Below are 18,775 nucleotides of genomic sequence, written 5' to 3'. Positions count from 1 at the left end.
AATACGGGCTTAGCTCAGTTGGTAGAGCACTGGTCTCCAAAACCAGGTGTCGGGAGTTCGAGCCTCTCAGCCCGTGCAAAATCATTAAAATTTAAATCATTTTTAATGAAATTTAAGCTATCGTAATTTAATAGCGGTAGTTAGTTTAAAAGGTATAGAGCCTTATAAATCACAAATAATAATATGGCTGGATTAATTAATTACATTCAAGAGTCTTATAACGAATTGAAAAATCACGTAACCTGGACTCCACTTTCTGAGGCGCAACGTTTAACTGTTGTGGTTGCTGTGTTTACAATAGTTTTCTCGTTAGCGATTTGGGGTGTTGATACTGTTTTTAGTAGAGCTATCAAGGCATATTTTAATCTGGTAGGAGCTTAAAACAATCACAATGGCTATAGCAAACAATACCAAAGATAAAGACTGGTACGTGGTAAGGGCCGTAAGTGGTCAAGAAAATAAAGTAAAGGGTTATATAGAACAGGAAATTTCTAGATTCAACCTTGAAGATTACATTGAGCAAGTACTCGTTCCTACAGAGAAAGTAATTCAAATTCGTAACGGAAAGAAAATTAATAAAGAGCGTGTTTATTTTCCTGGTTACATAATGATTCACGCAAATCTTGGTGGTGAGGTGACTCACATGATAAAATCTATAAATGGAGTTATCGGCTTTCTGGGTGAGACTAAAGGAGGAGATCCTGTGCCACTTAGAATTTCTGAGGTTAATAGAATGCTAGGTAAAGTAGATGAGTTATCTGTTAAATCTGACAGTGTAGCTATTCCTTTTGTAATAGGAGAAACGGTAAAGGTAATTGATGGTCCTTTTAACGGCTTCAATGGTACTGTTGAGAAAGTGAATGAAGAAAAACGTAAGCTTGAAGTTATGGTTAAGATTTTCGGAAGAAAAACACCATTAGAATTGAGTTACATGCAAGTTGAGAAAGTATAAGTGTTACACATATATTAGATATTGTTCTACTGCTTCCACTAAAGAACGTATCAAACTAAATTTTTAAAAATGGCAAAAGAAATAAGTAAGGTTGTTAAGTTGCAAGTTAAGGGAGGTGCCGCAAACCCTTCCCCACCTGTTGGACCAGCTTTAGGTGCTGCCGGAGTTAACATCATGGAGTTCTGTAAGCAGTTTAATGCAAGAACGCAAGATAAGGCCGGTAAAATATTGCCTGTAGCTATCACTGTTTACGGTGATAAGTCTTTTGACTTTGTGGTAAAAACTCCACCAGCTGCCATCCAATTAATGGAAGCAGCTAAGATCAAAGGAGGTTCTGGTGAGCCTAACCGTAAAAAAGTTGCTAGCGTTACATGGGATCAAATTAAGGCTATCTCAGAAGACAAGATGCCAGATTTAAACGCTTTTACAATTGAAAGCGCAATGAAGATGGTAGCAGGTACTGCAAGGTCTATGGGAATAACTGTAAAAGGACAAGCTCCTTTTTAACATCCAAAAAAGCAATTTAAAATGGCAAAAGTAACAAAAAAGCAAAAAGAGGCTCGCGCTAAAGTAGATAGTAGTTCTACGTATACATTAGCTGAAGCGTCTGCTTTAATAAAAGAAGTAAGCAAAGTTAATTTTGATCCTTCTGTTGATTTGGCTGTACGTCTTAACGTAGATCCACGTAAAGCGAACCAAATGGTTCGTGGTGTGGTAACACTTCCTCATGGAACTGGTAAAGATGTAAAGGTTCTTGCTCTGGTAACTCCAGATAAAGAAGCAGAAGCTAAAGAAGCTGGAGCTGACTTTGTAGGTCTTGATGAATATCTTGAGAAAATTAAAAACGGTTGGACAGATGTTGATGTTATCATCACTATGCCAAGTGTTATGGGTAAATTAGGTCCATTAGGACGTGTATTAGGTCCTCGTGGTTTAATGCCTAACCCAAAAACTGGTACTGTAACTATGGATGTAGCAAAAGCTGTATCTGATGTGAAAGCTGGTAAAATAGATTTTAAGGTTGATAAGACTGGTATTGTACACGCTGCTATAGGTAAAGCATCCTTTGATGCTGAAAAAATAGCTGAAAATGCAAGAGAATTGATAACCACATTAGTAAAATTGAAACCTACTGCAGCAAAAGGTGTTTATATTAAAAGCATCTTTATGTCTAGTACTATGAGTCCTAGCGTTCAGGTAGATTCAAAACGTTTTGCTGAGCAGTAAAAGTTAAATTATGACAAGAGAAGAAAAATCACAAGTAATAGAAGATTTGACTGCGCAGTTAGCTGATAGTGCTCACATATATTTAGCAGATATTTCTGGCTTAAATGCAGAAAGTACTTCTAGATTAAGAAGAGCTTGCTTTAAAGCAAACGTTAAGCTAGCCGTGGTTAAAAATACATTGCTTGCAAAGGCAATGGAAAGTTCAGATAAGGATTTTGGTGAATTACCTTCTATCTTAAAAGGTAATACATCTATAATGCTTGCTGAAACAGGAAATGCACCAGCAAAGGTTATTAAAGAATTTCGTAAGAAATCTAAAAAACCTTTACTTAAAGGAGCATTTATAGAAGAAGCGATTTACATAGGTGATGATCAATTAGATGCTCTAGTTGATATCAAATCTAAGGAAGAGCTTGTAGGAGAGATTATAGGTCTTCTTCAATCACCTGCTAAGAATGTTATTGGCGCTCTTAAGTCAGGAGGTCAAACAATCGCAGGACTTCTTAAAACTCTTTCTGAAAAGGAAGGTTAATAAACACGTACGCACAAATAATAATAATAGAATAATTTTTTTTTAAAACGATAGAAATGGCAGATTTAAAAGATTTCGCAGAACAACTAGTTAACTTAACTGTAAAAGAAGTAAATGAGTTAGCTACTATTTTAAAAGACGAGTATGGTATCGAGCCTGCAGCAGCAGCTGTAGCTATGGCTGGTCCTGCTGGTGGTGGTGAGGATGCAGCTGAAGAGCAAACAGAATTTAATGTAATTCTTAAGGCAGCTGGTGGTTCTAAACTTGCAGTAGTAAAATTAGTTAAAGAATTAACTGGTGCTGGTCTTAAAGAAGCAAAAGAATTAGTTGACAATGCTCCTAGTCCAATAAAAGAAGGTATCGCTAAAGATGAAGCTGAAGCTATTAAAGCTCAGTTAGAAGAAGCTGGTGCTGAAGTTGAGCTTAAGTAAGCTTAGCATTTATAATTACAAGGGTTTAGGTCTTTTCGATTTGTCGAAATAGACCTAAACCATTTGTCGTATATAAGGTTTTCCTATTATTTACGACTATTATTGCCTTAGATTTCTTATGTTAAGAGATCAATAGATCTGATTTTACAGATCTTTAATTTATTTTAATTAAATTCCGTTCGTTGAAGATGCAAGCAAAACAAGCTGAAAGACTGAATTTCTCATCGGTAAAGAACAGACCTGAGTATCCTGACTTTTTGGATATCCAGATTAAATCCTTCCAAGATTTCTTTCAATTAGAGACCAAGTCTGAAGAAAGAGGAAATGAAGGACTTTACAACACATTTCTAGAGAATTTCCCAATTACGGATACCCGTAATAACTTTGTACTAGAATTTTTGGATTACTTTGTAGATCCGCCTAGATACTCTATTCAAGAATGTATCGAACGAGGCTTAACGTATAGCGTTCCTTTAAAAGCCCGTTTAAAATTATACTGTACTGATGATGAGCACGAAGATTTTGAAACTATAGTACAGGATGTATATCTGGGTACTATACCATACATGACGCCAAGTGGTACTTTTTGTATCAATGGGGCTGAGCGTGTGGTGGTTTCTCAATTACACCGTTCACCTGGTGTTTTCTTTGGCCAGTCTTTTCATGCTAATGGTACCAAGCTTTATTCAGCTCGAGTAATTCCTTTTAAGGGTTCTTGGATTGAATTTGCTACAGACATTAATAGTGTAATGTATGCTTACATTGATCGTAAGAAAAAATTACCTGTTACAACACTTTTCCGTGCAATTGGATTTGAACGTGATAAAGATATTCTTGAAATATTTGACCTTGCAGAAGAGGTTAAAGTTTCAAAAACCGGTCTTAAGAAATACTTAGGTCGCAAACTTGCTGCACGTGTTCTTAATACCTGGCATGAAGATTTCGTTGATGAAGATACTGGTGAAGTGGTATCTATAGAGCGAAATGAAATTGTTTTAGATCGTGATACAATTCTTGAAAAAGAACATGTAGATGAGATTTTAGATGCTGGAGCTAAAACTATTCTTCTTCATAAAGAAGATAATCAACTAGGTGACTATGCGATTATTCATAATACTTTACAAAAAGATCCTACTAACTCAGAAAAAGAGGCAGTAGAGCATATATATCGTCAACTGCGTAATGCTGAGCCACCAGATGAGGAAACAGCTCGTGGTATTATAGACAAGTTATTCTTTAGTGATCAACGTTACAATTTAGGTGAGGTAGGTCGTTATAGAATGAATAAGAAACTAGGTCTTGATATAGGGATGGATAAGCAAGTGCTTACCAAACAAGATATTATTACTATAGTTAAGTATTTGATTGAGCTTATCAACTCTAAAGCAGAAATTGATGATATTGATCACCTTTCTAACCGTCGTGTACGTACTGTAGGTGAGCAATTATCAACTCAATTTGGTGTTGGTTTAGCACGTATGGCTCGTACAATTCGTGAGCGAATGAATGTACGTGATAATGAGGTTTTTACTCCTATTGATTTGATTAATGCGAAAACCCTTTCGTCTGTAATCAATTCTTTTTTCGGTACAAACCAGTTATCTCAATTTATGGATCAAACCAATCCTCTTGCAGAGATTACGCACAAGCGTCGTCTTTCGGCATTAGGACCCGGTGGTCTTTCTCGTGAGCGTGCAGGTTTTGAGGTGCGAGATGTACATTATACGCATTATGGTCGTCTTTGTCCTATTGAAACTCCTGAAGGTCCAAACATTGGTTTGATCTCTTCTTTAGCTGTCTATGCTAAGGTTAACAATATGGGATTCATTGAAACTCCTTATCGTACAGTTACTAATGGAAAAATTGATTTAGAAACTGAGCCGAGATATTTAAGTGCAGAGGAAGAAGAAGGTATGTTGATTGCGCAGGCAAACAACCCAATGACTGATGATGGGTCAATCACTGAAGAGAAAGTTATTGCTCGTATGGAGGGTGACTTCCCAGTTGTTGAACCTAATACAGTTCATTATGCCGATGTATCTCCTAACCAGATTGCTTCTATTTCAGCATCTTTAATTCCATTCCTGGAACATGATGATGCAAACCGTGCGTTGATGGGATCAAACATGATGCGTCAGGCAGTACCACTTTTACGAGTAGATTCTCCGATTGTAGGAACGGGTCTTGAGCGTCAGGTAGCTTCTGATTCACGTGTATTGATAAATGCAGAAGGTGATGGTGAGGTAGAATATGTAGATGCAAACGAAATTACTATCAAATATGATCGTACCGAAGAAGAGCGTATGGTTAGTTTTGAAGGTGATAGCAAAACATATCAATTAATAAAATTCCGTAAGACAAACCAGAGTACTTCTATTAACCTAAAGCCTATCGTAAGTAGAGGCGATCGTGTTAAAAAAGGTCAGGTTCTTTGTCAGGGATATGCTACCGAAGCTGGGGAACTAGCTTTAGGTCGTAACATGAAAGTAGCCTTTATGCCTTGGAAAGGGTATAACTTTGAGGATGCAATCGTAATTTCTGAAAAAGTAGTACGTGAAGATATATTTACATCAATTCACGTTGATGAGTATTCACTTGATGTACGTGATACTAAATTAGGTAATGAAGAATTAACTAATGATATTCCTAACGTTTCTGAAGAGGCTACAAAAGACCTCGATGAAAACGGAATGATACGTATAGGTGCAGAAGTGAAGCCAGGAGATATTTTAATAGGTAAGATTACTCCTAAAGGAGAATCTGACCCAACTCCAGAAGAAAAACTTCTTCGTGCAATATTTGGTGATAAAGCAGGTGATGTTAAAGATGCTTCTTTAAAAGCTTCTCCTTCTTTAAGAGGGGTTGTTATTCAAAAGAAACTTTTTGCACGTGCAATAAAAGATAAGCGTAAGAGAGCAAAAGATAAAGAAGATATTTCTGCTCTAGAGGCTGAGTACGATCAAAAATTTGATGATCTTAAAGCTGTATTAGTTGATAAGTTATTCCATTTAGTTAATGGAAAAACAGCTCAGGGCGTTAAGAATGATTTAGGTGAAGAGATTCTTCCAAAAGGAAAGAAATTCACTTTAAAAATGCTTAATTCTGTTGAAGACTATACGCATTTAAATCAAGGTACCTGGACAACTGACGATACAACTAACGTTATGATCGCAGACTTGTTACACAACTACCGTATCAAAGAAAATGATCTTCAAGGAAATTTACGTCGTGAGAAATTTACAATTTCAGTAGGTGATGAGTTACCTGCAGGAATTATAAAACTTGCTAAAGTGTACGTCGCCAAAAAACGTAAGTTAAAAGTAGGTGATAAAATGGCGGGTCGTCACGGTAACAAAGGTATTGTTGCACGTATAGTACGGGAAGAAGATATGCCTTTCTTAGAAGATGGAACACCAGTAGATATTGTATTGAACCCACTAGGTGTACCTTCTCGTATGAACATTGGTCAGATTTATGAAACTGTTCTTGGTTGGGCAGGTCAAAAATTAGGTCGTAAGTATGCAACTCCAATATTTGATGGTGCTACTTTAGATCAGATTAATGAACTTACAGATGAAGCTGGTATACCACGTTTTGGTCATACATACTTATATGATGGTGGTACAGGAGAGCGTTTTGATCAAGCTGCAACAGTAGGTGTGATTTACATGCTTAAACTGGGACACATGGTTGATGATAAGATGCACGCTCGTTCAATAGGACCATATTCATTAATTACGCAACAACCGTTAGGTGGTAAAGCACAATTTGGTGGTCAGCGTTTTGGGGAGATGGAAGTTTGGGCGCTTGAGGCTTATGGAGCTTCAGCAACTTTACGTGAGATTCTAACCGTAAAATCTGATGATGTAATAGGAAGAGCTAAAACATACGAAAGTATTGTTAAAGGAGAGCCTATGCCAGAACCGGGATTACCAGAATCGTTTAACGTGTTAATGCACGAGCTTAAAGGTCTTGGACTAGACATACGTCTAGAAGATTAGATATTTTAAGAGTTCCGCTTCTTAGGAAGCGGAACTTATTATGAATATCAAAGGATATTAAAAAGAATAATTTTCGACATAAGGTATTATGGCAAGAGATAATGATAAGAATGCAGTGAAGAGGTTTAATAAAATCTCTATTGGTCTTGCGTCTCCTGAAGCAATTTTGGCTGAATCGCGCGGAGAGGTGTTAAAACCAGAAACTATAAATTACCGTACACACAAACCAGAACGTGACGGTTTGTTCTGTGAGCGTATCTTTGGTCCTGTTAAGGATTATGAGTGTGCTTGTGGAAAGTACAAACGTATACGTTACAAGGGTATTGTATGTGACCGTTGTGGTGTTGAAGTTACAGAAAAGAAAGTACGTAGAGATCGTGTAGGTCACATCAACCTTGTTGTGCCTGTTGCACACATCTGGTACTTTAGAAGTTTGCCAAATAAAATAGGGTATATATTAGGTCTTCCGTCTAAGAAATTAGATATGATTATCTACTATGAGCGCTATGTAGTAATACAGCCAGGTATAGCTAAGAGTGAAGAAGGTGAAGATTTAAAGAAAATGGATTTCCTTACTGAAGAGGAATATTTAAATGTTCTTGAATCTATTCCTCAAGAAAATATGTATCTAGATGATAGCGATCCTAATAAGTTTATCGCTAAAATGGGTGCAGAATGTCTAATTGAGCTTTTAAAGAGAATAAATCTTGATGAGCTATCTTATGATTTACGTCATAAGGCTAACAATGAGACTTCAAAACAACGTAAAACCGAAGCATTAAAACGACTTCAGGTAGTTGAGTCTTTACGAGATGCTAATAAAAATCGCGAGAATCTTCCAGAATGGATGATTATGAAAGTGATTCCTGTAATTCCACCAGAATTACGTCCATTAGTACCTCTTGATGGTGGTCGTTTTGCAACTTCAGATTTAAATGATTTATACCGTCGTGTTATAATTCGTAACAACCGTTTAAAGCGTTTGATGGAAATTAAAGCTCCGGAAGTTATTTTACGTAATGAGAAACGTATGCTTCAGGAAGCTGTTGACTCTTTATTTGATAACACACGTAAATCATCTGCAGTTAAAACAGATTCTAACAGACCGTTAAAATCACTTTCAGATTCATTGAAAGGAAAGCAAGGTCGTTTCCGTCAAAACTTACTTGGTAAACGTGTTGATTATTCTGCACGTTCTGTAATTGTTGTTGGGCCAGAATTAAAACTTTATGAGTGCGGTCTTCCCAAAGATATGGCTGCCGAACTTTACAAGCCTTTCGTAATTAGAAAACTAATTGAGCGTGGTATTGTAAAGACTGTAAAGTCTGCTAAAAAAATTATAGATAAGAAAGAGCCAGTAGTTTGGGATATCCTGGAAAATGTACTTAAAGGACATCCAGTATTGCTAAACCGTGCTCCTACACTTCACCGTTTAGGTATACAGGCATTTCAGCCAAAACTTATTGAAGGTAAGGCGATACAATTACATCCGTTAGTTTGTACAGCATTTAACGCAGATTTTGATGGAGATCAAATGGCAGTGCATTTACCATTAGGGCCAGAAGCAATTCTAGAGGCTCAAATGTTAATGCTTGCTTCAAACAACATTTTAAACCCTGCAAACGGTGCTCCAATTACGGTACCGTCTCAGGATATGGTTCTTGGTCTTTATTATATGACTAAGGCGCGTAAGAGTACTCCTGAGCATCCTATATTAGGTGAAGGAATTACGTTTTATAGCCCAGAAGAAGTTGTAATTGCTCACAATCAGAAGCGTGTTAATATTAACGCTATGATTAAAATACGTACTAAAGATTTTAATGAGGAAGGTAAATTAGTTTCTCAAATTATCGATAGTACTGTGGGTCGTGTGTTATTTAATGAAAGTGTACCAGAAGAAGCAGGTTACATCAATGAAGTATTGACTAAAAAGTCACTTAGAGATGTTATTGCACGTATTTTAAAATTAACTAACGTTCCGCGTACCGCAGAATTTTTAGATAGTATTAAAACGTTAGGGTATACATTTGCATTTAGAGGTGGTCTTTCTTTCTCACTTGGGGATATTATTATACCTAAAGAAAAGTATGAAATGATTGATGAGGCTAATACACAGGTAGATGGTATTATGTCTAGCTATAATATGGGTCTTATCACAAATTCTGAACGTTACAATCAGGTTATTGATGTTTGGACATCCACAAATGCTTCATTAACAGAGCTTGCTATGAAGCGTATTCGCGAAGATCAGCAAGGATTCAACTCTGTATATATGATGCTTGATTCTGGTGCAAGGGGTTCTAAAGAACAGATTCGCCAGTTAACGGGTATGCGTGGTCTTATGGCTAAACCTAAAAAATCTAATGATGGAGGTGGTGCAATTATTGAAAACCCTATTCTTTCTAACTTTAAAGAAGGTCTTTCAATTCTTGAATACTTTATCTCTACTCACGGTGCTCGTAAAGGTCTTGCAGATACGGCTCTTAAAACTGCAGATGCGGGTTACTTAACACGTCGTCTGGTTGATGTTTCACAAGATGTTATAATCAATAGTGAAGATTGTGATACTTTAAGAGGTGTTGAAGTTTCTGCTTTAAAGAAAAATGAAGAGATTGTTGAAACTTTAGAAGCGCGTATAATAGGTCGAATTGCATTAAATGATGTAATTAATCCATTAGATAGTGAGGTTATTGTTAAAGCTGGAGCAGAAATAACTGAAGAGTTAGCTGCAGAAATCACTAAAGCTCCTATTGAGTCTGTAGAGGTACGTTCTCCATTGACTTGTGAAGCTTCTAAAGGTATTTGTTCTAAATGCTACGGTCGTAACCTTGCAACTAATAAAATGGTTCAAATGGGTGAGGCTGTAGGTGTTGTTGCTGCTCAGTCTATTGGAGAGCCTGGAACACAGCTTACACTTAGAACTTTCCACGTGGGAGGTATTGCGGGTAACATTTCAGAAGAAAATAAAGTTGTTGTTAAATTTAGCGGTCGTTTAGAAATAGAAGATCTCAAAACTGTAGAAGGTGAAGCTCCAGATGGATCAATTTCACAAATCGTAATATCACGTACCTCAGAAGCTAAAATATTTGACAATAAAACAGGTATTTTATTAAGTACGAATAACATTCCTTATGGTTCGCAGCTATCTGCAAAAGACGGTGATCTTGTAACGAAAGGTGATGTCATTTGTAGTTGGGATCCATATAACGGTGTTATTATTTCTGAATTTGCTGGTAAGATTAAATATGAAAATATTGAGCAAGGTCTTACGTATCAGGTAGAAACAGATGAGCAAACTGGTTTCCAGGAAAAGGTAATTTCAGAATCTCGTAATAAACGAATGATTCCTACTTTACATATTATAGGTAAAAAAGACGAAATTATTCGTTCTTACAACCTACCCGTAGGAGCTCACTTAATGGTTGACGATGACGATAAAATTAAAATAGGTAAAATCTTAGTTAAGATACCTCGTAAATCTGCAAAAGCAGGTGATATTACAGGGGGTCTTCCTAGAGTTACTGAATTATTCGAAGCTCGTAATCCTTCTAATCCTGCTGTTGTAAGTGAGATTGATGGTGTTGTTTCCTTTGGTAAGATTAAAAGAGGTAACCGTGAGATTATTGTAGAATCTAAACTTGGTGAAGTTAAAAAATACCTTGTTAAGTTATCTAATCAGATCCTTGTTCAAGAAAATGACTTTGTGAGAGCAGGTATGCCATTATCTGATGGTTCTGTTACTCCGGAGGATATTCTTGCAATCAAAGGACCATCTGCTGTTCAGCAGTATTTGGTAAATGAGGTTCAGGAAGTATACCGTTTACAGGGTGTGAAAATTAACGATAAGCATTTTGAAGTAGTAGTACGTCAAATGATGCGTAAAGTTAGAATTCAAGATCCAGGAGATACTATCTTCTTAGAAAATCAATTAGTTCATAAAGATGATTTCGTTACAGAAAACGATTCAATTTTTGGAATGAAAGTTATTGAAGAGGCTGGTGATTCTGCAACTCTTAAACCAGGACAAATAATTTCACCACGTGATTTACGTGATGAAAACTCAATCTTAAGAAGAGAAGACAAAGCTTTAGCTACCGCACGTGACGTAGTTGCAGCAACTGCAACTCCAGTGCTTCAGGGTATTACTAGAGCTTCACTTCAGACAAAATCATTTATATCTGCAGCATCGTTCCAGGAAACGACTAAGGTTCTTAACGAAGCAGCAGTAAGTGGTAAGATTGATGATTTAGAAGGTCTTAAAGAGAATGTAATTGTTGGACATAGAATTCCTGCAGGTACTGGTTTACGTAGATACGATAAAATTATCGTAGGAAGTAAACAAGAACTTGAAGAGCTTAATGCAGCTCGGGAAGAAGTAAATTTTAATTAATTTAACTGTATATATAAAAGCAGCTTCAGAAATGGAGCTGCTTTTTTTATTTAAACTATTTTAAAATGGCAGAAGATGAAAATGCTCAAAACCCTCAATTAAATATTGAACTTGATGAAACGATTGCTCAGGGACAATATTCTAATCTGGCAATAATAAATCACTCGGTTTCTGAATTTGTAGTAGATTTTATAAATATTATGCCCGGTACTCCTAAGAGTAAAGTAAAATCACGAATTATCTTAACACCACAACACGCTAAACGTTTAGCTAAGGCTTTACAAGAAAATGTAAAGCGTTTCGAAAAAGCACACGGAGAAATAAAAGATTATGAAAAACAACCCGTGCCTCTTAATTTTGGTCCAACCGGTCAAGCTTAATAAAAAAAGCCTAAACATTTGTTTAGGCTTTTTTTAATATAAGATTAACCAATCAATTTGTTTCTAGCAATAAGATTATCTTATTTATATAAAAAATTTAAGTCTTTTAGCGCTTGTTTTAGAGATTATTTTAAAAACTACAGGTTTATATTAGTCTGCGGAATTATAAACGCACAGGAGTCATTAAATTGATTATTTGTATTCTGAAACAAAATGTAGTTTGACGTTAGGATATTTTTGTTGCGTCATTTGTAGGGTAAAAGGAGAGTCTGCTAAAAATACGAGATGTCCTCTTTTATCCTTTGCCATAAATCGTTGTTTTACTCTAATAAACTCTTTAAACTCTTCACTTTTAGAATCTTTAGGTTCAACCCAGCAAGCTTTATGAACACTTAGGGGCTCGTAAGTGCATTTAGCACCGTATTCATGCTCTAATCGGTATTGAATTACCTCGTATTGCAGAGCACCAACTGTGCCTATGACTTTTCGACCGTTTAATTCGAGGGTAAATAACTGTGCAACACCTTCATCCATTAGCTGGTCTATACCTTTTTCCAGCTGTTTAGACTTCATAGGGTCTGCATTATTTATATATCTAAAGTGTTCAGGAGAGAAGGCCGGGATACCTTTGTAATGAATTTCTTCGCCTTCCGTTAAAGTATCTCCTATTTTAAAATTACCGGTATCATGAAGACCTACGATATCACCAGGATAGGAAACGTCAACTATTTCTTTCTTTTCAGCAAAAAAAGCATTTGGGCTCGAAAATTTTATTTTTTTGCCATTTCGTACATGCAAATAAGGGGTATTTCGTTCAAAAACTCCAGAAACAATCTTCACGAAAGCAAGACGATCTCTATGTTTAGGATCCATATTCGCGTGAATTTTGAATACGAATCCCGTAAATTCCTTTTCATCTGGTTTAACAATTCTTTCTTCACTTTGTTTTGGTCTTGGAGTAGGTGCTATGGTTACAAAACAATCTAATAGCTCTCTAACACCAAAATTATTTAATGCAGAGCCAAAGAATACGGGTTGTTGTTCTGCTGCGAGATAAGCTTCCTGATTAAATGAAGGGTAGACGCCTTCAACTAATTCTAACTCTTCTCTTAAAGTTTTAGCAGGTTTTTCACCTATTAAATTATCTAATTCTTCTGTTTGTATATCTTTTATATTGATAGTTTCTTCTATATTCTTACGACTATCACCACTAAAGAGATTAATATTTTTCTCCCAAATATTGTAAATTCCCTTAAAATCATAACCCATACCGATAGGGAAACTTAGTGGTGTCACGGTAAGTGAAAGCTTTTGTTCTATTTCATCTAAGAGTTCAAATGCATCTTTACCTTCTCGATCTAATTTGTTAATAAATACGATCATCGGTATTTTTCGCATTCTACATACCTGAACAAGTTTTTCTGTTTGTTCTTCTACACCTTTTGCAACATCAATTACCACAATAACGCTATCTACCGCCGTTAAGGTTCTAAACGTATCTTCAGCAAAGTCCTTATGTCCTGGGGTGTCTAGTATGTTAATTTTAATGCCATTATATTCAAATGCAAGCACAGATGTGGCTACAGATATACCTCTTTGGCGTTCAATTTCCATAAAGTCACTAGTAGCGCCTTTTTTTATTTTATTTGATTTAACGGCACCTGCTTCTTGAATAGCTCCACCAAATAATAAGAGTTTTTCAGTAAGAGTAGTTTTACCGGCATCAGGATGCGAGATTATGCCGAAAGTACGCCTACGTGCTATTTCTTTTTTAACGTTCATTTATAAAATTTAAGACCGCAAATATAAGATTTGTTAAGCATTTAGTTTGAAAATCATTTAAATCACTCTCAACCTTTTATGATTAGAATTTTATAAAAAGGACATATATTCTTTTAGTTGATAATATTTAGACTTACGAATTTTAGATATAATCTAAAACCATACTGAAATTTTGATGGGTGGTTAATTGTATAAATAACCAGCTGCAATTAGCAAAATTATTATTTTCTGATTAATGAGAATTTTGAACCCTTAAAAATCATATTTAAGGTCTAATTTCATGTAATTAAGTAAGTTAGGAGGCTTGTATTGATGAGAATTTGAGAGGAAAAACACGGAAAATGTAGGATATTTAAGTATAAATTCTTACTAAAAATAACGTTAATGTGTCGATTTTCCGACTATCGTGTATTACAACTAATATTGTGTAGCTATAGATAAATTCACTTAATCGATTAATATATTTGTGCCACCCAACTTAATGCGTTCTTTACCCTAATTCTAAGTATTTTTAGAATGGGGCTTACTATATTGTTAAAGTATTATTGGGTTCTTCTTTGAAGTAGGTTCTGATAATATCTCAAAATAAAAAATAATATTATTTACAATAGTTCTAAAACGCTAATGTAATTTTTTACGTATATCTACAATTTAACCTGCTATGAGTACTAAAACTTCAGTTTTTGATAACCTGTTTGTGTTAACAAATCTTCCCCGATTAATTCTGGTTGCCACATTTATGATGTTTAGCAGCATTTTTTATTCTCAGAATGCCTTATCTGAGGGACCGGGACAGTCTTCTAATTTATTAACGATTGAATATACTCGTCAAGAGGGTATAGGTATAACTGCAAAAAAGATAGATTATTTTGTGAAACTAAAAAATTCTACTTCGAAAGTTGAAAATTTAAGTTTGTCTGCAAAATCTATAACGTGTAATGAAGATAGTCTCCCAAGTTCAAGTGTTGAATTTGAATTATTGTCATTAGAAGGAGTTGCTATATCTAAAATTGATATCGCTGCGGGTTCAGATGCTGAGTTTATTTTAAGAACTATCAAGAAGGATAATATACAAGGTAGCTCTTGGAGTTGTGTAGAAGTTATTGCTACACCCCAAGGTTCAAACGCCGATGCGGCATCAGTGATTATAAAACAACTTAATACGAACGCATCAAACTTCAAATAAAAACCTTATGAAAATAAAAATTACTCTCTCCCTTTTAGGGTTTCTTATTGTTGGTGGGATTTTTACTGGGCAGGCTCAGCTTAAGAACTCATTTGATGTGCGTTATTCTGAAACATTGCGTGGTAATTTTACTACCATTGCCAATAATAACATGTCTAGAACTGCTACTTCAGCTTATACAGGTGAAGATGGCAATCATAACTTTCAAGATAATGTTTATGTAGATATAGATTCAGATGCGACTACTTTTAATTCTAGTAGTGCGTCTCTAAATTCTGTGGGTACTGGTTCTTGTGTGTCTATACGTAAGGTTTATCTGTATTGGACGGCAGGAGATAAGGAGCCTGGAGATAGAAATTCTTCAGATAATCAACCTAATTGGAATTTCAATCAGGTAAAATTAAAGTTACCAAGACAAACTGCATATACGACGGTAACGGCTGATGAAGTTTTGTATAGAGGTCGTACTGAGCATTTTGCTAATGATCCTTATGCGTGTGTAAAAGATATTACATCACTGGTTCAAGGCATTGGCGATTATACTGGTAGTTATACTGTGGCAAACGTCGAAGCAAAAACCGGAACGATCATAGGTCATCAAGGAGCTAATGGTGGTGATATTATTGGAGCATCTGCCGGATGGCAGATTGTTGTTGTTTATGAGAACACAAATCTTCCTGCAAGAAATGTGACCATATTTGATGGTTTTGCTAATGTTACTCGTAATAATGGAGAGAATAATTACGATGTACGTGTTGACGGTTTTAGAACAATTCCTGTTGGGGCGGTAAATGCTGATGTTGTATTTGGAGCTTTAGAAGGTGATCGTGATTTAACTGGAGATAGATTGCAAATTAGAAATGCTTCTAACTCTTATACAGATATAAGTACAGCACTAAGACCTGCAGATAACTTTTTTAATAGTAGAATTACCAGATATGGTCAGGATGTGACCAATAGAGTTCCTGCAAGTACAAATACATTAGGTTTTGATGCAGGTGTTTTTACGCTTAATAATCCTAATAATAGTCTATTAGGTAATGATCAGACAAGTACGATTTTAAGGTTGACTTCTACTCAGGAGACTTACAGTTTATATATGGTGGGTCTCGCTGTTGAAGTGTATGAGCCAGAACTTTCTCCTTTATTATTAACCACAAATTTAGGAGCTCAAAGTGAATTAATTATAGATGAGACCGTTCGTGCAACTTTTCAAGTGAAGAACTTCGGTAATGACGATATGAAAAATTTGTCAATTTCATATTTAGTACCTTCCTCTGTAAATTATGTTCCTAATGCAAGTCTTCTTCCGGCTGGCGTAACTGTTAATTATGCAGCAGGAACAAGAAAGCTAACTTTTCAATTTGCAGATAATATAGTTGAAGTGGGTGATGCTGTTCTTTCTGTTGGTTTTGATCTAAAAGCATCTTCAGATTGTTCTTTAGCCGGAACTCAATTTAATCTACAATTAAATGCTAGCTATAGAGGCGTAAAAAATACCACTCAAAAAACAACACTTTCATCTTCAGCATTATCAGGTGCGTGTCCTGTAGGAAACTTACAACCATCACGTATTACTTTTATTGCGAGTGGGGCGTGCAAGCCAACTGCGGTAAATGATAGTGCAAGTACGCAAGTTGATAGTCCTTTAAATATTGACGTTGTTATCAATGATAATTTTGGTGGTGATGGTCCTGCTTCTCAGGCTATTGTGGTTGCTAGCAATCCTTCAAATGGTACAGCGGTTGTAGATACTAATGGTACACCTAATGATCCTACCGATGATACTATTTTATATACACCAGCTTTAGGATATGTGGGTTCAGATTCTTTTACATATACAATAAAAGATGCAAATGGTGATACGAGTACAGCTACTGTTGACGTTACAGTATCTAATGTAATCGTTACTCCCCCGGGTCAGCGTAATTGTGATTGTGCTCCATTTTATCAAAATTCCAATTTTGTAAATCCTACTTTATTTTTAGGAAATAATCTTCAGCCGGGTGCTGTTTATAGGTTCTCAAATGTATTTACAGATAGTCCTTCTCCTATAGATGCACTTGTAAAAATCGTTAAATTTAATAACGGTGCTTCTTTATTAAATATAGATGTAGCTGGACAAGGTGTGCCTGCAAACTTTCAGCCACAAATTAAGAGTTCTACAAATGGTGATCAAAGTGTTGAGTTTGAAATCACATTTGTAACTGGTGGAGGGAATTATGGAAATGAGGTTGTTATTTCATTTTTTGGAACCCCATTTGATATTGATGGTGATAGTCAGAGAACCCGTGAGTATGCAGAGTTAAGTTTACCTGATGCGTATTACCAATCGGCAGATACTCAGATTTCTATTCAAAGAAAAATAGGTTCTGTACGCGGTACAGCTATTAATCCTACTACTGCACCTGGAGGGGATATTTCTTCAGATGCTCGTTATACCTTTAGTAATTATTGGGAGGGCAAATCAAAACTTAATTATACAATAGGTAAAGAAAACGGTAATAGCGACAGATATTATTCACTAGCTCTTAAAAATGCTAATTATGCAAAACCGCAATCTACTATAGTAACAGCTCCTGTTATCTGTGGTAATGTTTCTGATGAAGGTGGAGATCCTTTGAGAGGTGTAAAAGTAAATATTACAGGTACAGATGGAAGTTCTGCTACCTTGAGTACTGATATAAATGGTAATTACAGATATCAAACTTCAATACCTTCAGCATTAGTAGATGTAACATATACGATTACTGAAACAGATCTTGAAAATTATGTAAGTATTAGTGATGCTGATGGTGGGCCTGATTTTAATAAAATTACTAGAGTTGTAAATTTAATGTCAACTTGTCAGAACAATTTTGTTGACGATGGAAGACCTTTGGCTCAAGATGATGCGGCTCAGGCAAGTCCTTTAAGACCTATTCAACCGGTTAACATTAGAGTTCTTGAGAATGATATTTTTGGACCAGATGGTCCATCAACAGGAACTATAACAATTGTATCTCAACCAGCAGTAGGTTCTGCAGTTGTTAATAACTCAGGTACTCCTAATGATCCAACAGATGATTTTATTACCTATAATCCTCCATTACTTAATTTAGTACCTGTTCAATTAACCTATCAGATTTGTGATTCAGATGGTGATTGTGATACGGCAGTTGTTCGTATAGGAATTTTAGATGATTCACCAAGGGCTCAAGATGATCAATATACAGTTTCTGAAGATTCTCAAAATAACCCTCTTACTGTACTGGTAAATGATGATTTTGGTAATGATGGACCTGGCAGTTTATCTGTAGTTTCTGGCCCATCAAATGGAACATTGACTCCAAATAATAATGGTACTCCGGGAGATTTAAGTGATGACTTTTTCACGTATACTCCTAATGCAGATTATTTTGGGAATGACTTATTTACATATCAAATTTGTGACGCAGATTCTCCAATTTCTGATAGAGAATGTTCAACGGCAACTGTAAGAATTTTAGTTGCTGCAGATCCTACTTTATCGGTTCAGCCTGTACAGGTAGTTGAAGGACAGCCTCTTCAATTTGTTTTTACTATAAGTGATGTTTCTACAGAAGATGTAGTGATACAAGTAAATACTTCTGATGTTTCTGCGACTGCGGGATTAGATTATACAGCAGCTGTTAATCAGATTATTACAATTCCTGCGGGTCAATTGACAGCTAATTATGTTGTAAATTCTTTAGAGGATATAATATATGAGAACTCTGAAGTTTTCAACATTCAAGGAGGTGTTCAAACTAATAATACAAGAAATTTAACGGTTTCAACTACCGGAACCATCCTGGACAACGAAGATCCTGCTGGTCCAACAGTAACAATCGAAGACGTAACGGTAACCGAAGGAGCAGATGCTGTATTTGAGGT

Annotated in this window: 12 protein-coding genes and 1 tRNA gene; 12 read left to right on the top strand and 1 reads right to left on the bottom strand. The window is 35.8% G+C overall.

The annotated features are described in order from the left end of the window. The first annotated feature begins 3 nt into the window (after positions 1–3). The 10 genes from ACEN25_RS11220 to ACEN25_RS11175 all read left to right on the top strand — a co-directional run bounded on the left by ACEN25_RS11220 (position 4) and on the right by ACEN25_RS11175 (position 11,913). Positions 4–76, top strand: a tRNA-Trp gene (locus ACEN25_RS11220). 107 nt (positions 77–183) lie between these two features. Then, the gene (secE, locus tag ACEN25_RS11215) at positions 184–381 is read left to right on the top strand and encodes a preprotein translocase subunit SecE (RefSeq protein ID WP_028377792.1); all 198 of its coding nucleotides are present in this window, start codon (positions 184–186) and stop codon (positions 379–381) included. 10 nt (positions 382–391) lie between these two features. Next, positions 392–952 (top strand): transcription termination/antitermination protein NusG, encoded by a 561-nt coding sequence (gene nusG, locus ACEN25_RS11210; RefSeq protein WP_028377793.1) that lies wholly within the window; start codon positions 392–394, stop codon positions 950–952. A gap of 69 nt (positions 953–1,021) precedes the next feature. Beyond that, entirely contained in the window at positions 1,022–1,459 is a 438-nt protein-coding gene (gene rplK / locus ACEN25_RS11205; protein WP_028377794.1) for a 50S ribosomal protein L11, read from the top strand. 21 nt (positions 1,460–1,480) lie between these two features. Next, complete coding sequence (gene rplA / locus ACEN25_RS11200) at positions 1,481–2,179, top strand: 50S ribosomal protein L1 (protein WP_441803000.1); 699 nt, start codon at positions 1,481–1,483, stop codon at positions 2,177–2,179. Positions 2,180–2,189: 10 nt separating this feature from the next. Continuing rightward, on the top strand, positions 2,190–2,711 hold the full coding sequence (gene rplJ, locus ACEN25_RS11195; protein ID WP_028377796.1) for a 50S ribosomal protein L10: 522 nt from the start codon (positions 2,190–2,192) through the stop codon (positions 2,709–2,711). Positions 2,712–2,767: 56 nt separating this feature from the next. Then, on the top strand, positions 2,768–3,142 hold the full coding sequence (gene rplL / locus ACEN25_RS11190) for a 50S ribosomal protein L7/L12 (RefSeq protein WP_441802999.1): 375 nt from the start codon (positions 2,768–2,770) through the stop codon (positions 3,140–3,142). Between the two features lie 188 nt (positions 3,143–3,330). Continuing rightward, entirely contained in the window at positions 3,331–7,143 is a 3,813-nt protein-coding gene (rpoB, locus tag ACEN25_RS11185) for a DNA-directed RNA polymerase subunit beta (protein ID WP_028377798.1), read from the top strand. Positions 7,144–7,231: 88 nt separating this feature from the next. Continuing rightward, positions 7,232–11,533 carry a DNA-directed RNA polymerase subunit beta' gene (gene rpoC / locus ACEN25_RS11180; RefSeq protein ID WP_441802998.1) on the top strand — a complete coding sequence of 1,434 codons (4,302 nt, stop codon included), beginning with the start codon at positions 7,232–7,234 and terminating at the stop codon, positions 11,531–11,533. A gap of 65 nt (positions 11,534–11,598) precedes the next feature. After that, the gene (locus ACEN25_RS11175; protein WP_028377800.1) at positions 11,599–11,913 is read left to right on the top strand and encodes a DUF3467 domain-containing protein; all 315 of its coding nucleotides are present in this window, start codon (positions 11,599–11,601) and stop codon (positions 11,911–11,913) included. A 192-nt stretch (positions 11,914–12,105) separates the two neighbouring features. Here ACEN25_RS11175 and ACEN25_RS11170 read toward each other — a convergent pair whose 3' ends face one another. Then, on the bottom strand, positions 12,106–13,695 hold the full coding sequence (locus tag ACEN25_RS11170; RefSeq protein WP_441802997.1) for a peptide chain release factor 3: 1,590 nt from the start codon (positions 13,693–13,695) through the stop codon (positions 12,106–12,108). Positions 13,696–14,356: 661 nt separating this feature from the next. Here ACEN25_RS11170 and ACEN25_RS11165 point away from each other — a divergent pair. Together ACEN25_RS11165 and ACEN25_RS11160 are read left to right on the top strand one after the other, a co-directional pair. Beyond that, on the top strand, positions 14,357–14,881 hold the full coding sequence (locus ACEN25_RS11165; protein WP_441802996.1) for a hypothetical protein: 525 nt from the start codon (positions 14,357–14,359) through the stop codon (positions 14,879–14,881). A gap of 7 nt (positions 14,882–14,888) precedes the next feature. Beyond that, on the top strand, positions 14,889–18,775 hold a 3,887-nt coding region (locus ACEN25_RS11160), incomplete at its 3' end, for an Ig-like domain-containing protein (RefSeq protein ID WP_441802995.1).

The sequence above is a fragment of the Leeuwenhoekiella sp. W20_SRS_FM14 genome, from assembly GCF_052119605.1.
Classification (GTDB): Bacteria; Bacteroidota; Bacteroidia; order Flavobacteriales; family Flavobacteriaceae; genus Leeuwenhoekiella.
This window is presented reverse-complemented; position numbering and strand designations above follow the sequence as displayed.

Coding starts and splice junctions, on each gene's coding strand:
- secE (WP_028377792.1), top strand. CDS start 184: ATGGCTGGATTAATTAATTACATTCAAGAGTCTTATAACGAATTGAAA.
- nusG (WP_028377793.1), top strand. CDS start 392: ATGGCTATAGCAAACAATACCAAAGATAAAGACTGGTACGTGGTAAGG.
- rplK (WP_028377794.1), top strand. CDS start 1,022: ATGGCAAAAGAAATAAGTAAGGTTGTTAAGTTGCAAGTTAAGGGAGGT.
- rplA (WP_441803000.1), top strand. CDS start 1,481: ATGGCAAAAGTAACAAAAAAGCAAAAAGAGGCTCGCGCTAAAGTAGAT.
- rplJ (WP_028377796.1), top strand. CDS start 2,190: ATGACAAGAGAAGAAAAATCACAAGTAATAGAAGATTTGACTGCGCAG.
- rplL (WP_441802999.1), top strand. CDS start 2,768: ATGGCAGATTTAAAAGATTTCGCAGAACAACTAGTTAACTTAACTGTA.
- rpoB (WP_028377798.1), top strand. CDS start 3,331: ATGCAAGCAAAACAAGCTGAAAGACTGAATTTCTCATCGGTAAAGAAC.
- rpoC (WP_441802998.1), top strand. CDS start 7,232: ATGGCAAGAGATAATGATAAGAATGCAGTGAAGAGGTTTAATAAAATC.
- ACEN25_RS11175 (WP_028377800.1), top strand. CDS start 11,599: ATGGCAGAAGATGAAAATGCTCAAAACCCTCAATTAAATATTGAACTT.
- ACEN25_RS11170 (WP_441802997.1), bottom strand. CDS start 13,695: ATGAACGTTAAAAAAGAAATAGCACGTAGGCGTACTTTCGGCATAATC.
- ACEN25_RS11165 (WP_441802996.1), top strand. CDS start 14,357: ATGAGTACTAAAACTTCAGTTTTTGATAACCTGTTTGTGTTAACAAAT.